The organism is Tepidimonas thermarum, from assembly GCF_007556705.1.
GTDB classification, from domain to species: Bacteria; Pseudomonadota; Gammaproteobacteria; order Burkholderiales; family Burkholderiaceae_C; genus Tepidimonas; species Tepidimonas thermarum.
In genome coordinates, this window is record NZ_VJOL01000027.1 from 16115 (window position 1) to 35895 (window position 19781).

Here is a 19781-nt window from a genome sequence, read left to right on the forward strand (position 1 = left end):
CCGGCTGCGGTTACGATGGCAGGGTGAGTGCTGACGCCCATACCTTCTTCTGGCACGACTACGAAACCTTCGGCGCCGACCCGCGGCGCGATCGGCCGGCCCAGTTTGCTGGCTTGCGCACCGATGCGGACCTCAACCCGATGGGCGAGCCGGTCGTGTGGTACTGCCAGCCCGCGCAGGATTATTTGCCCGACCCCGAGAGCTGCCTGATCCCGGGGATCACGCCGCAGCAGTGCCAGGCCCGCGGCATGAGCGAACGGGCCTTTGCCGAAGCGCTGCTGGCCGAGCTGGAACGCCCCGGCACGATCGGGGTAGGCTACAACTCGATCCGCTTCGACGACGAGTTTACGCGCCACCTGCTGTGGCGCAACCTGCTGGACCCGTATGGACGGGAGTGGCGCAACGGCTGCAGCCGCTGGGACTTGCTGGACGTGGTGCGCATGACCTGGGCCCTGCGACCGGCGGGGATCGAGTGGCCCACCAACGGCGAGGGCAAGCCCAGCTTTCGGCTCGAGCACCTGACCGCTGCCAACGGCTTGGCGCACGAGCAGGCCCACGACGCGCTGTCCGACGTGTACGCGACACTGGCGCTGGCGCGCCTGATCCGGCAGCGCCAGCCACGGCTGTTCGACTACGCGCTGGGCTTGCGTCGGCGTGACCGCGTGCTGCAGGTGCTCGGGCTGCCGGCGAACGCGGGCCAGGTTCGGCCGTTCGTGCACGTTTCCGGCCGCTTTCCGGTGGAGCGGGGGTGTTTGGCGGTGATGTGGCCGTTGGCCCAGCATCCGACCAACCGCAACGAGCTGCTGGCCTGGGACCTGGCGCACGACCCGCGCGAACTGGCCGACCTGCGGCCCGACGAGGCGCGTCGGCGGCTGTTCACGCGCCAAGGCGATTTGCCCGAGGGCGTGCGGCGCTTGCCACTCAAGAGCGTGCACCTGAACCGCTCGCCCATGGTCGTCGCCGGCATGGAGGTGCTGCGCAGCGGCGCGGCCGAGCGCTTCGGCCTGGATCTGGCGCAAATCGAGCGCCACGCAGCGTGGGCGGCGGGATTGCCCGATCGGGGGTCGCTGTGGGCCGCCCTGTTCGGGCGCGAGCCGGGCCAGGAAGCCGTCGATGTCGATGCGGCGTTGTACGACGGGTTTGTCGGCGACGATGACCGGCGCCGTCTAATGCGGCTGCGCGCACTGGACCCGGCCGATCCGGCCTGGCGGCAATGCGGCTTTGACGATGCGCGCCTGCCGGAGCTGGTGTTTCGCTTCCGCGCCCGCAACCACCCGCAGTCGCTGGACGCCGACGAGCGCGCGCGCTGGCGCGCGCACTGCCGGGCGCGCATCGTGGACGGCGCCGGCGGCCATGCACCGTGGGCCGACTACCGCGCGCAACTGGAGGCGCGCATCGCCCTCGCGCGTGCGCAGGGGGATGCGCGCGCGCTGGGCCTGTTGGCGGCCGTGGCCGACTACGCCAGCGAGCGGGTGGCGGCCGTGAGTTGATCGGCCGCGTCCCACAGCGCCAAGTGTTCGCCGCGCGCAACGCGCGCCACATACGCGGGGACGTCGGCCGCGGGCATTGGCCGCCCCAGGCCAAACCCCTGCACCGCGTCGCAGCCCAGGTCACGCAGCGCCGCCAGCTGCTGCGCGCTTTCCACGCCTTCGGCCACCGCCTCGCGTCCGAGCTGGTGGGCCAGCGTCACGGCGGCGCCGACGATGGCCGCGTCGTCGGCGTCGTGGGCAAGATCGCGCACGAACGCGCGGTCGATTTTGAGCCGGTCGATCGGCAGGTGCTTGAGGTAGGACAGCGACGAGTAGCCGGTGCCGAAATCGTCGATCGCGATGCGCGCGCCCAGCTCGCGCAGGCGCGCCAGTTCCGCCTCGGCGCGCTGCGGGTCGCGCATCATGACGCTCTCGGTGATCTCGAATTCGATGCCCAGCAGGGGCAGCGGGCGGCGTGCATCGGCGGGCACGGCGCGGTCAAAGGCGTCGCGGATGCGTCCGGCCAGCCCCTCGCGGTCGAACTGGCGCGCCGAGAGGTTGATGCTGATCAGCAGCGGCCCGCCGGTGTGCGCCTGCTGCCACGCGTGGCGCTGGCACGCCACCGCGCGGCAGACCCAGCTGCCCAAGGCCTCGACCAGTTCGGCCGACTGCTCGGCCACGGGGACGAACGCGCCCGGGAGCAAAACGCTGCCATCCGGCTGCGGCCAGCGCAACAGCGCCTCGAAGCCCACCAGCGGCATGCCGTCGCCCAAGGTGTGGATGGGTTGGTAGTGCAACGCCAGGGCGTCGGCGGCGATCGCCTCGCGCAGCCGGCTTTCCAGGTCGATGCGGCGTGCGATGGCCTCCTGCATGGCAGGGGTGTAGTAGCGCCACCCGGCGCCTCCATCGGCCTTGGCGTGGTACATCGCAATGTCCGCCAGGCGCAGCAGCTCTTGCGCCTCGTGTCCATCGCGTGGCGCCAGCGCGATGCCAATCGAGGGCGTCAGGTAGGTGCGCGGCGTGCCGCGGCCCTCACCGGCGCCGTTCGCGCCGACGGCACCCTCGGGCAACGCGAAGGGCTCGGACAACGCCTGCACGATTTGCTCGGCCACACGCGCCGCGTCGGCCTCGTCCTGCATGCCGGTGAGGGCGACGACGAATTCGTCGCCGCCGATGCGCGCCACGATGTCGCTGCCGCGCAACCGCGCGCGCAGGCGTTGCGCGGCTTCCACCAGCACGCGGTCGCCGGCCTCGTGTCCCAGGGAGTCGTTGACGGCCTTGAAGCGGTCCAGGTCGATGAACAGCAGCGCCAGCGGGCGCTGGTCGCGTTCGGCGGCACGCAGGGCCTGGTCCAGCACCACGGGCAGCGCGTGGCGGTTGGTCAGGCCGGTCAGCGCGTCGGTACGGGCCAGGCGCTCGATGGCCGCTTGCGCCGAGCGGCGCTCGGTCACATCGGCATACACCGTGACAAACCCCCCGGTGGCCAGCGGCTGGCCGCGCACGTGCAGCACACGCCCGTTGGGGCGGACACGCTCGAACTCATGCGGCTCGAAGCGCAGGGCCCGCGCGCGCATCTCGGCCAGGGCGGCCTCGGGGTCGGCTTGCGGGCCGTACTCGCCGCGCGCGATGTTGAAGCGCAGCACGTCCACCAACGTCAGATCCGGCTGTTCGAACAAGGCCCGCGGCAGCTCCAGCAACTCCAGCAGGCGCTCGTTCCACACCTGCACGCGCAAGTCGCGGTCCACCATCGACACCCCGACCGGAATGTTGTCCACCAGCGTGCGCAGGATGTCGTGGGCCTGCGCCAGCCGTTCGCGCTCCTGCTTCTGCTCGGTGATGTCGGTGTAGGTGGTGACAAAGCCCACGACGGCACCCTCGCGCACGATCGGCTCGCCGATCACGAGGTGCGTGCGCCCGTTGGGGCGGGTGCGCTCCAGGCGGTGCGGGCGAAACTGCAGCGCCAGCGCGCGCCGGCGCGCCACCGCCTGCTGCGGGTCTTCGTCCCCGTATTCGCCGCGCTGCGCCGGCACGCGGATCAGGTCGTCGAAATCCACCCCCTCGCGCAGCAGCTCGTCGGGCAGGCCGAGCACGCGCCCGAATTCGGCGTTCCACACGCGCAGCTTCAGGTCGCGATCGAAGACGCTCAGCCCCATGGGCAGGTGCTGCACGATGGCCTCCAGGTACGCCGTGCGCTCGCGCAGCATGGCCTCGAGCTGCACCCGCTCGCTGATGTCGAGGTTGATGCCCATGGCCAGCCGCTGGCCGGTGGCGGGCTCACGCGTGACCACGATGCGCAGCATGTGGTGGGTGATGCGCCCATCGGGCTGCTGGATGCGGTAGCCCGCTTCGCCGCCCCCGCGGGCATAGGCGGCCTCGAGCGCCTCACGCACGCGCTCGCGGTCCTCGGGCACGATCTGGCGCAGCGAGCGCTCGCGCTCGGCCGGCTCGTCCGGGCGGATGCCGTGCATGCGGCGAAACACGTCGGACCACCACAGCGCCTGGGTGTCGAGGTTGCGTCGCCAGTGCGCAATGCCGAGTCGGTCGAGCAGTTCCGGGAACCAGCGCTGTTCCGCCTCGAGTCGCGCGCGCACCTGGTCGCGCTCGCGTCGGGCCCGCCACCAGGCGGCGCCCAGGAGGAAGGCCAACGTCCATCCCAGCAGGGCCAGCCAGGCGGTCATGGTGCGTTGCTCATCGTGCAGCGTGGTGATAGCGCCGAGTGTAGGGGGGCGGCGCCGTTGCCGGTCTGCGCACAAACCCGCACCCGCGCGGGGCAGGGGATGGCCCCCTCAGCGCCGCCGCCCGCTGCCGCCCACGAGGCCGCCCAACAGCCCCCGCACCAACTGACGGCCAAGCTGGGTGCCCACTTGGCGCACCGCCGTTTTGACCACGGTTTGCACCAGACCGTCGTACTGGGCGCCGCGTGGGCCGGTACGGCCGAACAGCGCTTCGCCCACCTTGGCGGCCAAACCGCCCGACCCCGGCGTTGCATCCGCCGCGGCGTTGGGCGGGGCGTTGCCGGCCGCCGGGGCGGGCGCACCCGCGTGGCCGGCGCGCAAGCGCTCGTAGGCGCTTTCGCGGTCCACGGTCTGGTCGTACACCCCCGCCACCAGCGACTGGCGCAGCAGCACGCGGCGCTCCTCCGGGGTGATGGGGCCCAGGCGGCTGCCCGGTGGCAACACCCAGGCGCGCTCGGTTTCGCTGGGCCGGCCCTTGGCGTCGAGCAGGCTTACCAGCGCCTCACCCACGCCCAGCTCGGTGATGGCGGCCTCCAGGTCGAGCCCAGTCTTGGGGCGCATGGTCTGGGCCGCGGCCTTGACCGCCTTTTGGTCGCGCGGCGTGAAGGCGCGCAGCGCGTGCTGGACGCGGTTGCCCAGCTGCCCCAGCACGCTGTCGGGGATGTCGAGCGGGTTTTGGGTGACGAAGAAAACGCCCACCCCCTTGGAGCGGATGAGCCGCACCACCAGTTCGATGCGCTCGACCAGCACCTTGGGCGCATCGTCGAACAGCAGGTGCGCTTCGTCGAAGAAAAACACCAGCTTGGGCTTGTCCAGGTCGCCGACTTCCGGCAGCGCCTCGAACAGCTCGGACAGCAGCCACAGCAAAAAGGTGCCGTACAGGCGTGGGGCGTTGAGCAGCTTGTCCGCCGCCAGGATGTTGACCACGCCGCGCCCGTCCACGGTTTGCATCAGGTCGGCGATGTCGAGCATCGGCTCGCCAAAGAAGCGGTCCGCGCCTTGCTGCTCCAGTGCCAGCAGGCCGCGCTGGATGGCGCCGATGCTGGCGGCGCTGACGTTGCCGTATTCGGTGGTGAACTGACGCGCATTGTCGCCGACGTGCTGCAGCATGGCCCGCAAATCCTTGAGGTCGAGCAGCAGCAGCCCCTGATCGTCGGCGATCTTGAACACCAGGTGCAGCACGCCGGTCTGCGTCTCGTTGAGGCCCAGCATGCGCGCCAGCAGCAGCGGCCCCATGTCGCTGACGGTCGCCCGCACCGGGTGGCCCTGTTCGCCATAAACGTCCCACAGCGTGACGGGGCAGGCGGTGGGCGCTGGCGGCGCGATCCCACGCTCGGCCAGCACCTGCGCCAGCTTGCCTTCAATGCGGCCGGGCTGGCTGATGCCGGTCAGATCCCCCTTGACGTCGGCCATGAACACCGGCACCCCGCGCAGCGAAAAGCCCTCGGCCAGGGTTTGCAGCGTCACGGTCTTGCCGGTGCCGGTGGCGCCGGTGATGAGGCCGTGCCGGTTGGCCTTGTCGGGCAGCAGCAGGCATTCGGTGGCGTCGCGGCGGGCGATCAGGATGGGTTCGGTCATGGTCTGCGGGTGCGGGTCGTCAAGCGGGGGTGGCTGGCTGGCCGCGGTGGTGGCCGGCGTAGAATACCGGGTTACCCCAACGGGCAGCCTGACCCGATTATCGCGACGGAATCGACGAGGTTTGCATGGCAGGACATTCCAAGTGGGCCAATATCCAGCACCGCAAGGCGCGCCAGGATGAAAAGCGCCAGCGCATCTGGACGCGCGTGGTGCGCGAAATCATGATCGCGGCACGCCAGGGTGGCGGCGATCCGGCGGCCAACCCGCGGCTGCGCTTGGCCATCGAAAAGGCCAAGGCCGCCAACATGCCGGCCGACACCATCAAGCGCAACATCGACAAGGCCACCGGCAACCTCGAGGGCGTCAACTACGAGGAGGTGCGCTACGAGGGCTACGGCATCGGCGGCGCGGCGGTCATCGTCGACTGCATGACCGACAACCGCGTGCGCACCGTGGCCGAGGTGCGGCACGCCTTCAGCAAGCACGGCGGCAACCTTGGCACCGAGGGGTCGGTGGCGTTCCAGTTCCAGCACTGCGGGCAGATCGTCTTCGAGCCCGGCACCAGCGAGGACAAGGTGATGGAAGTGGCGCTGGAAGCGGGCGCCGACGACGTCGTCACGCAGGACGATGGCTCGATCGAGGTGCTGACCGCGCCTGCGCAGTTCGAGGCCGTGCGCGACGCCTTGCAGGCGGCGGGGCTGCAGCCGGCCATGGCCGAGGTGACCTGGCGGCCCGCCAACACCGTGGTGCTGGAGGGCGAGGATGCGCAACGCATGCAAAAACTGCTCGATGCGCTCGAGGATCTGGACGACGTGCAGGACGTCTTCCACAACGCGGAATTGCCGGAATGAACGAACCGATTCGGGTGCTGGTGGTGGGCGGCGGCGGCCGCGAGCATGCGCTGGCGTGGAAACTCAAGCAATCGCCGCGGGCCGAGCGCGTCTATGTGGCACCCGGCAACGGCGGCACGGCGCGTGACCCGGCGCTGGAGAATGTGCCCATCAGCGACATCGCGGCGCTGCGCGACTGGGCCCTGGCGCAGCGCATTGGCCTCACCGTGGTCGGCCCGGAGGCACCACTGGCGGCGGGCATCGTCGATGCGTTTCGTGCCGCGGGCCTGCGCATCTTCGGCCCCACGCGCGCCGCGGCGCAGCTGGAAAGCTCCAAGGCCTACGCCAAGGCCTTCATGCAGCGGCATGGCATCCCCACGGCGGCGCACGCCACCTTCGCCGACCCCGCGGCGGCACACGCTTACGTGGAGCGGGTCGGCGCGCCCATCGTGGTCAAGGCCGACGGCCTGGCAGCGGGCAAGGGCGTGGTGGTGGCCATGACCGCCGCCGAAGCGCATGAGGCGATCGACTTCATGCTGGTGGACAACAAACTGGGCGTTGCGCACAACGAAGGCGGCGCGCGCGTGGTGATCGAGGAGTACCTCGAAGGCGAGGAAGCCAGCTTTATCGCCCTGGTCGATGGCGAGCACGTGCTGCCCCTGGCCAGCAGCCAGGACCACAAGCGCCTGCTCGACGGCGACGCCGGGCCCAACACGGGCGGCATGGGGGCCTACTCGCCCGCGCCCGTGGTCACGCCGGCCGTGCACGAGCGCGCGCTGCGCGAGGTCATCGAGCCCACCGTGCGCGCCATTGCGGCCGAAGGCACGCCCTACACCGGCTTTTTGTACGCCGGTTTGATGGTGGCGCCCGACGGCACGGTCAAGACGCTGGAGTTCAACTGCCGCATGGGGGACCCGGAGACGCAGCCCATCCTGATGCGCCTGCGCTCCGACCTGCTCGAGGTGCTGTGGGCCGCCACCGAGGGGCGGCTCGATACCGTGTCGCTGGCGTGGGACCCGCGCGTGGCGCTGGGGGTGGTGGTGGCCGCGGAGGGCTATCCGCTGCAGCCGCGCAAGGGCGACGTCATCACCCGCCTGCCGGCGGATGCCGACGATGCCGTGGTCTTCCACGCCGGCACCGCGCTGCAGCAGGGGCAACTGGTGACCAGTGGCGGGCGGGTGCTGTGCGCCACCGCCTTGGGCGCGGATGTGGCCAGCGCCCGTGCGCGCGCCTATGCGCTGGTCGAGGCCATCGCCTTCGAGGGCATGCAATACCGACGCGACATCGGCCACCGGGCGCTGGCGCGCCCGCCGGGCTGATGCCGCCGTTGGCCCCGCCTGTGACCCCAGCGTCCCGACCGGAGGAGACCATGGCCCACGAGCCCGTGACCCTGATGCGCGAATACCTGCTCGGCCTGCAGCAGCGCATCACCAGCGCCATTTCCGAAATCGATGGCAAGTCCTTCCTCTCCGACGCATGGGAGAAGGCGCCCGGCGAGCCCCTGCAAGGCAGCGGCGTGACGCAGATCCTGGAAGGCGGCGAGGTGTTCGAACGCGCCGGCTGCGGCTTTTCGCACGTCAGCGGGCCCAAGCTGCCGCCCTCGGCCACCCAGCACCGGCCGGAGCTGGCCGGCGCCCCCTTCGAGGCGCTGGGCGTCTCGCTGGTGTTTCACCCGCGCAACCCGTACGTGCCCACCGTGCACATGAACGTGCGCATGATCACCGCCCGCCCGGTGCACGGCGGTGAGCCGGTGAGCTGGTTTGGTGGCGGCATGGACCTCACCCCCTACTACGGGTTCGAGGAGGACGCGGTGCACTTTCACCGCACCTGCGCGCAGGCGCTGGCACCCTTCGGGGCCGACAAATACCCGCGCTTCAAAGCCTGGTGCGACGACTATTTCTGCCTGCGCCACCGTGGCGAGCAGCGCGGCATCGGCGGGATTTTTTACGACGATTTTGCCGAGCTGGGCTTCGAGGGCGGCTTTGCGATGACGCGCGCCGTGGGCGACGCCTTCCTGCACGCCTACGTGCCCATCGTGCAGCGCCGCGTCGGCACGCCCTACGGCGAGCGCGAGCGCCAGTTCCAGCTCTACCGCCGTGGCCGCTACGTCGAGTTCAACCTGGTCTGGGACCGCGGCACGCACTTCGGGCTGCAGTCGGGCGGCCGCACCGAGTCGATCCTGCTGTCCATGCCGCCCCTGGTGCGCTGGGCCTACGACGAGCGGCCCCGCCCCGGAACGCCCGAACACCGGCTGCTGACCGAATTTTTGGTGCGCCGGGACTGGCTGTGACCGCAAGGCCGGCGGCGCCGCTGGGACGCCTGGGCGTCTTTGGCGGCGCGTTCGATCCCCCGCACCGCGCGCACCGCGCCGTGGCCGAAGCCGCCTTGCGGCAGTTGGCGCTGGATGCGCTGCTGATCGTGCCCACCGGGCAGGCTTGGCACAAGGCCCGGGCGCTGAGCGATGGGGCGCACCGCCTGGCGATGTGTCACCTGGCCTTCGACGATCTGCCCGGGGTGCGTGTCGACCGGCGCGAAATCGACCGCCGCGGCCCCACCTACACGGTGGACACCCTGACCGAGCTGCATGCCGAACACCCCGATGCCGCGCTGTTTCTGATCGTCGGCGCGGACCAGTGGCTGGCCATCCGCACCTGGCACCGCTGGGCCGACATCCTGCGCCTGTGCACCGTGGCCGTGGCCAACCGGCCACTGGCCGGCCCACAGGCGCCGCTGCCGGATTTGGCCACCGTGGGGCTGCCCCATGTCGTCCTCGACGTGCCGCCGCTGGATGTGAGCGCAACCGCCCTGCGCGCCCTGTGGCACGACGGTGTGCCGCCCTGCGCCGATGCGCAGGCGCTGGTGTCGCCGGCCGTCGCGCGCTATATTTCTGACCACCGGCTCTACGCATCGCCCACGCCGGACGCTTGACCAACCGCATTCATGACCGCTACCGCCGCCCAACGCCACATTCAAAAACTCCAGCGCGCCATCGTCGACGGGCTCGAGGACGTCAAGGCGCAAGACATACGCGTCTTCAACACCGAGGCCATGACCCCGCTGTTCGAACGGGTCATCATCGCCAGTGGCACGTCCAACCGCCAAACCAAGGCGCTGGCCGCCAGTGTGCGCGACAAGGTGGCCGAAGCCGGCTTTGCCAAGCCCCGCGTGGAAGGCGAGGACAACGGCGAGTGGATCATCGTGGACTGCGGCGCGGCCGTGGTGCACGTGATGCAGCCGGCGATACGCCAGTACTACCGGCTGGAAGACATCTGGGGGGGCAAGCCGGTGCGCCTGCGCAAGACACCCCCGCCCGCTGTCGCGCAAGCGGCCAGCGCTGTCACGGCGGCCAAGCCCGCGCGCACGCGCACGCCCCGCCAAGGCGCCGCCGAGGCGAAGGGGGCCGCTGCCGATGCCGGGGGCGCGCGCCGCCGCAAAACCCGCGACGACGCATGAAGTGGCATCTGCTGGCCGTGGGCCAGCGCATGCCGGCGTGGGCGCAGGCCGCGTACGACGACTACGCCAAGCGCTTCCCGGCCGAGGCGCGGGTGCACCTGCACACCGTCAAGGCCGAACCCCGCAGCGGCGGCAAACCACCGGAGGTGCTGATGGCCGCCGAGCGCCAGCGCCTGGAAGCCGCCTGCCCCAAGGGGGCGCGGATCGTCGTGCTCGACGAGCGCGGCGAGCGCTGCACCACGCGCGAGCTGGCGCAGCGCTTGCTGGACTGGCAACGCGACGGACGTGACGTGGCCTTTTTGATCGGTGGGCCCGACGGGCTCGACCCGGGGTTGCGCGCCAGCGCCGACCACCGGCTGCGCCTGTCCGACCTGACCCTGCCGCACGCGCTGGCGCGGGTGCTGCTCATCGAGCAGCTCTACCGCGCCTGGTCCCTCAACACCGGCCACCCGTACCACCGCGAATGAGCCCCCACCCTCCGGCCGTGCCCACCGACGATCGCCCCTGGGTTTACCTGGCTTCGCAAAGTCCGCGCCGGCGCGAGCTGCTCGAACAATGGGGCGTGGTCTGCGTGCCCCTGCTGCCCGACGCGGGCGAAGACGCCGAAGCCCTGGAGAGCGTGCAGTCGGGCGAGACGCCGCTGGCCTACGTGCGGCGCGTCACGCGCCTGAAGCTGCACGCCGCGCTCGACCGCTGGCGCCAGCGCGGCTGGCCTCCGGGCGTGGTGCTGTGCGCCGACACCACGGTGGCCGATGGGATGGCGATCCTGGGCAAACCCGCCGATGCGGCAGATGCCGCGCGCATGCTGCGGCGCTTGTCCGGTCGGCGGCACCAGGTGTTGACGGCGGTGGCCGTGGCCGTCGCGGGGCGCAGCGAGCCACCCCGTGCCCGCCGCGAATGGCTGGCCATCAACCGCTCCAGCGTCACGTTCAAACCGTTGGACGAGGCCGAGATCGCCGCCTACATCGCCAGCGGCGAGCCCTTTGGCAAGGCCGGTGCCTACGGCATCCAGGGGCGTGCCGGGCGCTGGGCCCGCCGCATCACCGGCAGCTACAGCGGCATCGTCGGATTGCCTGCTTACGAGACGGCGCAGCTGCTGCAGCGCGCCGGCCTCGTGCTGCGGTAAGCTCATCGCCACCATGGCGCAGCACGACATCCTCATCAACTGGTCCCCGCAGGAGACGCGCGTGGCCCTGATCGAGCAGGGCGCGGTGCAGGAGGTGTTGCTGGAGCGTACCCTCGAGCGCGGGCTGGTCGGCAACATCTACCTGGGCCGGGTGCAGCGCGTGCTGCCGGGTATGCAGTCGGCGTTCATCGACGTTGGGCTCGAGCGCACCGCGTTTTTGCACGTAGCGGACCTGCTGCCGCAGATCAACGCCCGCTATGGGGGCGCGCGGCCGTCCGAGGCCGAGGCCGCGCCGGTGCCGCCGATCGAGCGCCAGATCTTTGGAGGCCAGTCGCTGCTGGTGCAGGTGCTCAAGGACCCGATCGGCACCAAGGGCGCGCGCCTGACCGCACAAATCAGCATCGCCGGGCGCTTGCTCGTGTTTTTGCCGCAGGACAACCACGTCGGCGTGTCGCAGAAAATCCCCACCGCCCAGCGCGAGGCGCTGCGCCAGCGGCTGCTGGCCCTGGTGGGGGAGGGCGGCGGCGGCTTCATCTTGCGCACCAACGCCGAAGACGCCAGCGACGAGGAACTGGCCGACGACATCGCCTACTTGCGCAAGACCTGGGCGCGCATCCGCGAGCGCGCGGTGCAGGAGGCCCCGCCCGCGCTGCTGTACCAGGACCTGAGCCTGGCGCAGCGCGTGCTGCGCGACATGGCGGGGGCGCAGACGCGCAGCATCCAGGTCGATTCGCGCGAGCAGTTTGCCGCGTTGCACGCTTTTGCCCAGGAGTTCACGCCCCAAGTGGCCGACCGCCTGGTGCTCTACCGTGGCGAGCGGCCCCTGTTCGACCAGTACCGTGTGGACGAGGAAATCGAGCGCGCCCTGGGACGCCGCGTGGACCTCAAATCGGGCGGCTACCTCGTCATCGACCAGACCGAGGCACTGACCACCATCGACGTCAACACCGGCGGCTTCGTGGGGGTGCGCAATTTCGACGATACGGTGTTTCGCACCAACCTCGAGGCGGCGCAGGCCATCGCGCGTCAGCTGCGTCTGCGCAACCTGGGGGGCATCGTCATCATCGATTTCATCGACATGGTGCGCGACGACCACCGCGAGGCGGTGCTGGCCGAGCTGCGCAAACAACTGGCGCGCGACCGTGTCAAGACCGTGATCGGGGGGTTTTCGCCGCTGGGTTTGGTGGAGATGACGCGCAAGCGCACGCGCGAGTCGCTGGCGCAAATGCTCACCGAACCCTGCCCCGCCTGCGACGGGCGCGGGCGCGTGCGCACCACGGGCACCGTGTGCTACGACATCCTGCGCGAAATCCTGCGCGAAGCCCGTGCCTTCAACCCGCGCGAGTTTCGCATCATCGCCGCCCCGCAGGTCATCGAGCGTTTTTTGGACGAGGAAAGCACGCACCTGGCCGGGCTGTCGGATTTCATCGGCAAGCCGATTTCGCTGCAGAGCGAAAGCAGCATGACCCAGGAGCAGTACGACATCGTGCTGCTGTAGGGCCCAGGCTCATCCCGGCGCGGTCTCGGTGGCGGGCGCCTCGCCATCGTCGAGCCAGCCCCCGCGACCGTGCGCGTACAGCCGCGCGTACAGGCCCCCCGCGCCCAGCAGTGCGGCATGGCGGCCCTGCTCGACCACCTGCCCGGCTTCCAACACCACGATGCGGTCTGCGTGCTCGATGGTGGACAGGCGGTGCGCAATCACCAGCGTCGTGCGCCCCGCCATCAGGTGGCGCAGCGCCTCCTGCACCAAGCGCTCCGATTCGGTGTCCAGCGCCGAGGTGGCTTCGTCCAGGATGAGCACCGGCGCATCCTTGTAGATCGCGCGCGCAATCGCCAGCCGTTGGCGCTGCCCGCCCGAGAGCTGCGCGGCGTTGTGTCCCACCACCGTGTGCAGCCCCTGGGGCAGCGCGGGCCACCAGTCGCCCAGGTTGGCGGCGGCCAGCGCCGCGCGTGCGCGTGCTTCGTCGGGGTGCGGATCGCCCAGGGCCACATTGGCCAGCACGCTCTCGTTGAGCATGACCACGTCCTGGCTCACGACCGCGAACTGGCGGCGCAGCGCCGCCAGGTTCCACGCGCGCACATCCACATCGTCCAGGCGCACCTGGCCCCGGCTGGCCTCCACGAAGCGCGGCAGCAGGTTGACCAGCGTGGTCTTGCCCGACCCCGACGGCCCCACCAGCGCCACCACCTCACCGGCTTCGATGTGCAGGGTGACGCCGCGCACCGCCGCGCCCGGCCGCTGCCCGTAGCGCACCCACACATCCTCGAACGCGATGCGCCCCCGCGCCCGTCCCGGGTCGTGCTGGCCGCCGGTTTGCACGGGGGTCTCCTCGATCAAGGCCAGCCCGCGCTCCAGCGCCGCCAGCCCGCGGGTGATCGGTGTGGCGATGTCGGCCAGCTGCTTGATGGGCGCGATCAACATCAGCATGGCCGTCACAAAGCCGACGAAGCTGCCCACCGACACCCCGCCAGAGGCCTGGTGCAGCGCCACCATGATGACCGCCGAGAGCGCGGTGGCGGCCAGGATTTGCGACAGCGGGGTCATCAGGGCGGCCGCCACGGTGCTCTTGAGCGCCAGGCCGCGCAAGGTGCTGCTGAGCCGCTCGAAGCGCTGCTGCTGGTGCGTTTGCGCGCCATGCAGGCGCACCAGCCGGTGGGCCAGCACGTTTTCCTCCACCACATAGGCCAAATCGTCGGTGGCGTGTTGGCTGCGGCGCGTCACGCCGTAGAGCCGTTTGGACAGCACCTTCATGCCCCACGACAGCGGCGGAAACATCGCCAACACGATCAGCGTCAACTGCCAGTTCAGCCACAGCAAATACGCCAGCAGCGCGGCGATGGTCAGCACGGTGCGCGCCAGCGTCAGCAGCGCCCCAACGAGTTGGCTGGCGCCGTTTTGCACCTCGTACACCAGCGTGTTGGACAGGCGGCTGGCGTTTTGATCGGCAAACAGGCGCAAATCCGCCTCGCCCAGGCGCTCGAACATGGCGCGCCGCAGCGCCAGCATGCCGCCGTTGGCGGTGTAGGCCAAGCCGTACTGGGCCACGAAGGTGGCCATGCCGCGCAGCGCAAACAGCCCGATCAGCGCCACCGGTACCGTCCACAGCGGCAGGCCGCCGGCGATGAACCCTTCGTCGAGCAGCAGCTTGAGCAGGGCGGGGATGGCCGGCTCGGTCAACGCGGCCAGCACCGCCCCCAGCATGGCCCAGATCAACCCCGCCCGCGCAGGCCGGAAGTAGGGCCACAGGCGCCGCAGCCGCGGGTACAGGCGGGCTGGGATGGGCGACGGGCTGGCAGGTGGGGCCGCCGGGTCGGGCGGGGCAATGGGCTCGGACAAGGCGGACAGGGCAGACGGCAGATGGACTGTTGGTATTATCGGGCTTGCCCGTGTTCTGATGACCATCGTGACCCGCAGCGCCTTGCCCGTTTCACCGTTGTTGGCTGCCCTCCGGGGCCAATCCCAGTCGCGCCGCCAGTGGTTGGCCGCGGCTGGGGGGGCTGCGGCAGCGGCGTGGTGGGCGCCTGCGGCGGCCCAGTTTCGGGTCGAAGTCACCGGCGTGGGCGTGCCGCAAATCCCGTTTGCCATCGCGCCGTTTCGCACGCCCGGCGGCTTGCCGCAGGACGTCGCGGCCATCGTCGCCGCCGATTTGGTGCGCAGCGGCCAATTGCGGCAGGTGCCCAGCAACGCCGCGGGCCTGGACGAAAGCAGCCGGCCCGATCCGGCCACATGGCGCGGTCAGGGCGCGGACGCCCTGGTCGTTGGCAGCGTGCAGCGCCTGGCCGATGGCCGCTACGACGTGCGCTTTCGGCTCTGGGACGTGGTGCGCGCCGCCGACCTGGGCGGCCTGAGCTATCCGGTGCGCGCGGCCGATTTGCGCCTGGCCGCCCACCGCATCGCGGACTACGTGTACGAAAAGCTCACGGGCGAACGCGGGGTCTTTTCCACCCGTATCGCCTACGTCTCCAGCCAAGGTGAGCGGCACCAATTGTGGGTGGCCGACGCCGACGGCGAAAATGCCCAGCCCGCGCTCACCAGCCGCGAGCCCGTCATCTCGCCCGCCTGGTCGCCCGACGGCGCGCAGCTGGCCTATGTCTCGTTCGAGTCGCGCAAGCCCGTCATTTATGTGCACGACATCGCCAGCGGGCGGCGGCGCCTGCTGGCCAGTTTCCGCGGCTCCAACAGCGCGCCCGCCTGGTCGCCCGATGGGCGGCGCCTCTACGCCACCCTCACGCTGGCGGGCAGCTCGCAGATCTACGCGCTGGACGTGGAGGGCGGCGCGCCGCAGCGCATCACGCAAACCGGTGGCATCGATACCGAGCCGGCCTTTGCGCCCGATGGCAAGACGGTGTACTTCGTCAGCGACCGGGGTGGCTCGCCGCAGATCTACCGCATGGCGCCCGACGGGCGCGACGTCGCCCGCGTGACCTTCGAGGGCAACTACAACATCTCGCCGGCGGTCAGCCCCGACGGCCGCCATCTGGCCTTCATCGCGCGCGTTGGCGACGCGTACCGGCTGCGTCTCATGGACCTGACGAGCGGAACCGTCACCACCCTGACCGACACCAACGCCGATGAAAGTCCCAGCTTCGCGCCCAACGGCCGCCTCATCGTGTATGCAACGCGGGTGCAGGGACGCGAGTCGCTCATGACCACCACGCTCGATGGCCGCATCAAGGCGCGGCTGGCGGCTGCCGGCGCGGTGCGTGAGCCCGACTGGGGCCCCTTCCTCGCGTGAGCGCTGCACACGGTTTTCATCGTTCTTCCAAAACCCCGTCCATCATGCAAACCTCGATTCGAACCCTTTGGCAACGCCGCGCCGCGCGCGGTGTCGCGACCCTGCTGGCCGCGTCGGTGCTGGTCGGCTGCTCCAGCGTCAAGCTCGATGAAAGCGCGCCGGTGACCGATCGCGCCGCAACCCCCGTCGGCGGTGCGGCGGGCGCCGGTGGGGCGGGGGGCGCAGGCGCGGCCCCGGTGGACAACCGCACCGTGGTGCCGGTGCAGACCGAGCAAGCCCAGCTGGCGCAGCCACCCGCCAATGTCGAGCGCATCATCTACTTCGACTTCGACTCGTACACCGTCAAGCCCGAGTTCATGCCAACGCTGGAGGCGCATGCCCGCTTCCTCAACGCCGACCGCCAGCGCCGCGTCGTGCTCGAAGGCCACACCGACGAGCGCGGCGGCCGTGAGTACAACCTGGCGCTGGGACAAAAGCGCGCCGACGCGGTGCGCCGCGCGCTGGCCCTGCTGGGTGTGCAGGACAGCCAGATGGAGTCGGTCAGCTTTGGCAAGGAAAAGCCGGCCGTGCAAGGCAGCGGTGAAGAGGCCTGGAGCCGCAACCGCCGCGTCGAACTGTCCTACCGGTGATCGAGCGCGCCATGCCATCCCACGACATCCGAGGCGATGCACGCGCGCCGATGCGGCGTTGGCGGCCATGGTGGGCCGGCGCCGCGCTGTTGGCCATGCTGGCCCAGCCGGCCCATGCGCTGTTTTCGGATGACGAGGCGCGCCGCGCCATTTTGGATTTGCGCGGCCGCGTGGAGGCCCAGCGGCAGGCGCTCGAGGCGCAGCAACAGACGCTCGAGGCGTTGCAGCGCCAGTGGGGCAACGGCGACGACACCGCGCGGCGCGGGCTGCTCGACATGGCCAATCAGATCGAGGGGTTGCGCCGCGAACTGGCCGCGCTGCGCGGGCAGCAGGAGCAATTGGCGCGCGATGTGGCCGAGCTGCAGCGCCAACAGCGCGATGTCCTGGCCGCGCTGGACACCCGGTTGCGCGCGCTGGAACCCGTCAAGGTGAGCCTCGAAGGCAGCGAATTTACCGCCCGTCCCGAGGAGAAGGCGGCCTTTGAGGCCGCGATGGCGGCGTTGCGTGGCACCGACTTTGCCCGCGCCGCGCAGTTGTACGGCGACTTTTTGGCGCAATACCCAACCAGCGGCTACGCCCCACTGGCCCTGTACTGGCGGGGCAATGCGCTGTATGCCGCGCGTGACTACCGCCGGGCCATCGAGAGCTACCAGCGCCTGCTGGAGCAGTTTCCGCGACACCCGCGCGCGTCAGAAGCCATGCTGGCCATCGCCAGCTGCCAGCTCGAGCTCAAGGACGCCAAGGCCGCACGCGCCACCTGGCAGGCGCTGGTGCAGCGCTATCCGGACTCGGAGGCGGCCGCCACCGCCCGCGAGCGCCTGGCCCGCCTGCGCTGACCCCGCTTGGCTGGGGTGATACCCGGCCCCAGCCGCGGCCGACACCGTGCCGGCGTGGCTTGGCGGCGGCCGGTAGAATCGCCCTCGCTACGGACATACGCTCATGGACGCTGCTGCCTTCCAATCCTTGCACACCACCGTTTTGTGGGCGGCGTTTGCCGTCTCGGCCCTCTTTGGCGCCATTGCCCATCGCACCCACTTTTGCACCATGGGCGCGATCAGCGACATCGTCAACATGGGCGACTGGACGCGCATGCGCATGTGGATCATGGCCATTGGGGTGGCCATGGTGGGCTTTCACGCCATGGCCGCGCTGGGCTGGATCGACCCCGCGCAGACGATTTACTACAGCGGGCGTGTGATCTGGCTGTCGGCGCTGCTGGGCGGCGCGTTGTTTGGTTTTGGCATGGTGCTGGCCTCCGGTTGCGGCAGCAAAACGCTCATTCGCATCGGTGCGGGCAGCCTCAAAAGCCTGGTGGTGTTTTTTGTCATGGGGGTGGCCGCCTTTGCCACCCTGCGCGGCATCACCGCGGTGCTGCGTGACCGCACGGTGGACCGCGTGGCCTTTCAGATGGAGCCGGGCAGCGCGTTGCCCGATTGGCTAGCCGCCCAGCTGGGTTGGGCGCCGGCGACCACCACCCTGATCGTTGGTGTGGGCATCGGCGCGGTGCTGATCGCCTGGGCCGCAGCGGGGGAGGGCGTGCAGCGCTCCGCGCAGGCGTGGTTGGCGGGCGTGGGCATCGGCGGCTGTGCGGCCGCCATGTGGTGGGTGTCTGGGCGGCTGGGTTTTGTGCCCGAGCACCCCGAGACGCTGGAGGCGGTCTACCTGGCCACCAACAGCGGCCGCATGGAGTCGCTGACCTTTACCGCGCCCATGGCCTACACCCTGGATTGGTTGATCTACTTCAGCGACCAAAACAAAGTGTTGACGCTGGGCGTGGTCTCGGTGCTGGGCGTCGTCGCCGGCGCCTTTGTCCACGCCGTGGCCACCCGCACCTTCCGCTGGGAAGGCTTTGCCGGCACGCGCGATACCGCGCTGCACATCGTGGGCGCGCTGTGCATGGGGGTGGGGGGCGTCACCGCCATGGGCTGCACGATCGGCCAGGGCCTGTCCGGCTTGTCCACGCTGAGCGTCACCAGTGCCGTGGCCTTTGCGGGGATCGTGCTGGGCGCACTCGCGGGACTGCGCTTCCAGCTCTGGTTGCTCGAGCATGACTGAGGCGCAATCGGCGTTGGACGCGCCCGATTTTGAGCGGCGCTTCGGCGGCTTGCGCCGCCTCTATGGCGCGCAGGGCGCGCAGCGGGTGGCCGATGCGCACGTCATCGTCGTCGGCGTCGGCGGGGTCGGCTCCTGGGCGGCGGAGGCGCTGGCGCGCAGCGGTGTGGGCCGTTTGACCCTCATCGACTTGGACCACATCGCCGAGTCCAACACCAACCGCCAAATCCACGCGCTCGACGGCGCGTACGGCCAAGCCAAGGTCGAGGCGATGCGCGCGCGCATCGCCGCCATCCACCCCGGCTGCCGCGTGCTGGCGATCGACGACTTCGTCACCCCCGACAACTGGCCAGCGCTGTTGGCCCAGGCCCAGGCCGTGCAGGGCCACGCAGGCGCGCTGGCCGTCGTCGACGCCTGCGATAACATGGCGGCCAAGGTCGCCCTGGCCGCATGGGCGCGCACGCAGACGGCGCTGTTCATCACCGCGGGAGCAGCCGGGGGCAAGCGGCACGGCGAACGGGTCGAAATTGCCGACCTGGCCGATGCCACCCACGACCCGCTGCTGGCCCAGTTGCGCCAGCGGCTGCGCAAAGCGCACGGCGCCCCCCGCGCGGGGCGCCTGGGCGTAACGGCCGTGTTCAGCCGCGAGCCGGTCAGCGCACCGCTGGCCGGTTGCGACGCCAGCGGCGCGGGGGACGGTTCGCTCAACTGCCACGGCTACGGCTCCAGCGTCGCGGTCACGGCCACCTTTGGCATGTGCGCGGCCGGCTGGGTCATGGACGCCCTGGCGCGCACCGCTCGCTGAAGGTCGCCGCGGCTCGGCCCCCACCCCTGTTGCCGCAACAGGCTGCGGCGCCCGCGCGGGGGGCGAAAATCCGCGCAAAAGGCGCTATAATGCGATCTTTCGCTGACGCTTGTCAGCAAAAGCGTGGGTCGTTAGCTCAGTCGGTAGAGCAGCGGACTTTTAATCCGTTGGTCGCAGGTTCGAATCCTGCACGACCCACCAAGCAAAACAAGCACTTAGCCCGCCTTGCGCGGGCTTTTTTCATGTGCGCCCGGCACGGGCGCACTCTTGGAGGTGAAAGTCCTCCCGTAAGTTGATCACAGCGAACGAAGCGAAGCGCAACTGCAAGAGGGTGACCGATTGTGGGGAGGAAGCGTGGAGCGAAGCTG

At 70.4% G+C, this 19781-nt stretch carries 17 protein-coding genes, 1 tRNA gene and 2 pseudogenes; 15 read left to right on the plus strand and 5 right to left on the minus strand.

All coding sequences use genetic code 11. The annotated features are described in order from the left end of the window. The first annotated feature begins 23 nt into the window (after positions 1-23). Complete coding sequence (gene sbcB, locus Tther_RS07880) at positions 24-1490, plus strand: exodeoxyribonuclease I (protein WP_143902636.1); 1467 nt, start codon at positions 24-26, stop codon at positions 1488-1490. On the opposite strand, the gene Tther_RS13740 is transcribed toward sbcB, so the two are convergent. The 4 genes and pseudogenes from Tther_RS13740 to Tther_RS07890 form a co-directional block, all read right to left on the minus strand. Next, entirely contained in the window at positions 1457-2395 is a 939-nt protein-coding gene (locus Tther_RS13740; RefSeq protein ID WP_425472813.1) for a putative bifunctional diguanylate cyclase/phosphodiesterase, read from the minus strand. The two genes, sbcB and Tther_RS13740, sit on opposite strands and share 34 nt — an antisense overlap. Beyond that, a pseudogene (locus Tther_RS13745) lies at positions 2381-2932 on the minus strand (diguanylate cyclase domain-containing protein); the annotation flags it as partial. The gene Tther_RS13740 and the pseudogene Tther_RS13745, both read right to left, overlap by 15 nt. Further along, positions 2909-4147: pseudogene (locus Tther_RS13750) on the minus strand (PAS-domain containing protein); the annotation flags it as partial. The pseudogenes Tther_RS13745 and Tther_RS13750, both read right to left, overlap by 24 nt. Positions 4148-4255: 108 nt before the next feature. Beyond that, positions 4256-5782 (minus strand): helicase HerA-like domain-containing protein, encoded by a 1527-nt coding sequence (locus tag Tther_RS07890; RefSeq protein ID WP_143902640.1) that lies wholly within the window; start codon positions 5780-5782, stop codon positions 4256-4258. A gap of 125 nt (positions 5783-5907) precedes the next feature. Between Tther_RS07890 and Tther_RS07895 the strand changes: the two genes are divergently transcribed. Genes Tther_RS07895 through rng form a run of 8 tightly spaced genes read left to right on the plus strand, consistent with a single transcriptional unit; the run spans position 5908 to position 12689 of the window. Next, the gene (locus tag Tther_RS07895) at positions 5908-6633 is read left to right on the plus strand and encodes a YebC/PmpR family DNA-binding transcriptional regulator (protein WP_143902642.1); all 726 of its coding nucleotides are present in this window, start codon (positions 5908-5910) and stop codon (positions 6631-6633) included. A gap of 8 nt (positions 6634-6641) precedes the next feature. Then, complete coding sequence (gene purD / locus Tther_RS07900; protein ID WP_143902672.1) at positions 6642-7931, plus strand: phosphoribosylamine--glycine ligase; 1290 nt, start codon at positions 6642-6644, stop codon at positions 7929-7931. Positions 7932-7981: 50 nt separating this feature from the next. Next, positions 7982-8902, plus strand: coding sequence for an oxygen-dependent coproporphyrinogen oxidase (gene hemF, locus Tther_RS07905; RefSeq protein WP_143902644.1), 921 nt, complete (start codon positions 7982-7984; stop codon positions 8900-8902). Next, positions 8899-9540: a nicotinate (nicotinamide) nucleotide adenylyltransferase gene (gene nadD, locus Tther_RS07910; protein WP_143902646.1), complete on the plus strand. Its 642-nt coding sequence runs from the start codon at positions 8899-8901 to the stop codon at positions 9538-9540. Before hemF ends, nadD begins: the two co-directional genes overlap by 4 nt. Positions 9541-9552: 12 nt before the next feature. Then, positions 9553-10065, plus strand: a complete 513-nt coding sequence (gene rsfS, locus Tther_RS07915; protein ID WP_143902648.1) for a ribosome silencing factor — start codon at positions 9553-9555, stop codon at positions 10063-10065. Continuing rightward, on the plus strand, positions 10062-10532 hold the full coding sequence (gene rlmH / locus Tther_RS07920) for a 23S rRNA (pseudouridine(1915)-N(3))-methyltransferase RlmH (RefSeq protein ID WP_143902651.1): 471 nt from the start codon (positions 10062-10064) through the stop codon (positions 10530-10532). Before rsfS ends, rlmH begins: the two co-directional genes overlap by 4 nt. Then, positions 10529-11191 carry a Maf family protein gene (locus Tther_RS07925; protein WP_143902653.1) on the plus strand — a complete coding sequence of 221 codons (663 nt, stop codon included), beginning with the start codon at positions 10529-10531 and terminating at the stop codon, positions 11189-11191. The genes rlmH and Tther_RS07925 overlap by 4 nt, the downstream gene beginning before the upstream one ends. A 13-nt stretch (positions 11192-11204) precedes the next feature. Next, positions 11205-12689 carry a ribonuclease G gene (gene rng, locus Tther_RS07930; protein WP_143902656.1) on the plus strand — a complete coding sequence of 495 codons (1485 nt, stop codon included), beginning with the start codon at positions 11205-11207 and terminating at the stop codon, positions 12687-12689. A gap of 9 nt (positions 12690-12698) precedes the next feature. On the opposite strand, the gene msbA is transcribed toward rng, so the two are convergent. Beyond that, the gene (msbA, locus tag Tther_RS07935; protein WP_143902658.1) at positions 12699-14594 is read right to left on the minus strand and encodes a lipid A export permease/ATP-binding protein MsbA; all 1896 of its coding nucleotides are present in this window, start codon (positions 14592-14594) and stop codon (positions 12699-12701) included. On the opposite strand from msbA, the gene tolB reads away from it, so the two are divergent. The 6 genes from tolB (at position 14587) to Tther_RS07965 (ending at position 19614) form a co-directional block, all read left to right on the plus strand. Then, positions 14587-15927, plus strand: coding sequence for a Tol-Pal system beta propeller repeat protein TolB (gene tolB, locus Tther_RS07940; RefSeq protein WP_143902660.1), 1341 nt, complete (start codon positions 14587-14589; stop codon positions 15925-15927). The genes msbA and tolB overlap by 8 nt on opposite strands. Positions 15928-15971: 44 nt before the next feature. After that, a complete protein-coding gene (gene pal / locus Tther_RS07945; protein ID WP_143902662.1) occupies positions 15972-16556 on the plus strand; it encodes a peptidoglycan-associated lipoprotein Pal in 585 nt (194 codons plus the stop codon). Positions 16557-16567: 11 nt separating this feature from the next. Next, positions 16568-17392: a tol-pal system protein YbgF gene (ybgF, locus tag Tther_RS07950; RefSeq protein WP_143902664.1), complete on the plus strand. Its 825-nt coding sequence runs from the start codon at positions 16568-16570 to the stop codon at positions 17390-17392. Positions 17393-17495: 103 nt separating this feature from the next. After that, entirely contained in the window at positions 17496-18611 is a 1116-nt protein-coding gene (locus Tther_RS07955) for a YeeE/YedE family protein (RefSeq protein WP_143902666.1), read from the plus strand. After that, entirely contained in the window at positions 18604-19413 is an 810-nt protein-coding gene (locus Tther_RS07960; RefSeq protein ID WP_143902668.1) for a tRNA threonylcarbamoyladenosine dehydratase, read from the plus strand. Before Tther_RS07955 ends, Tther_RS07960 begins: the two co-directional genes overlap by 8 nt. A gap of 125 nt (positions 19414-19538) precedes the next feature. Continuing rightward, positions 19539-19614, plus strand: a tRNA-Lys gene (locus Tther_RS07965). Positions 19615-19781 lie beyond the last annotated feature (167 nt).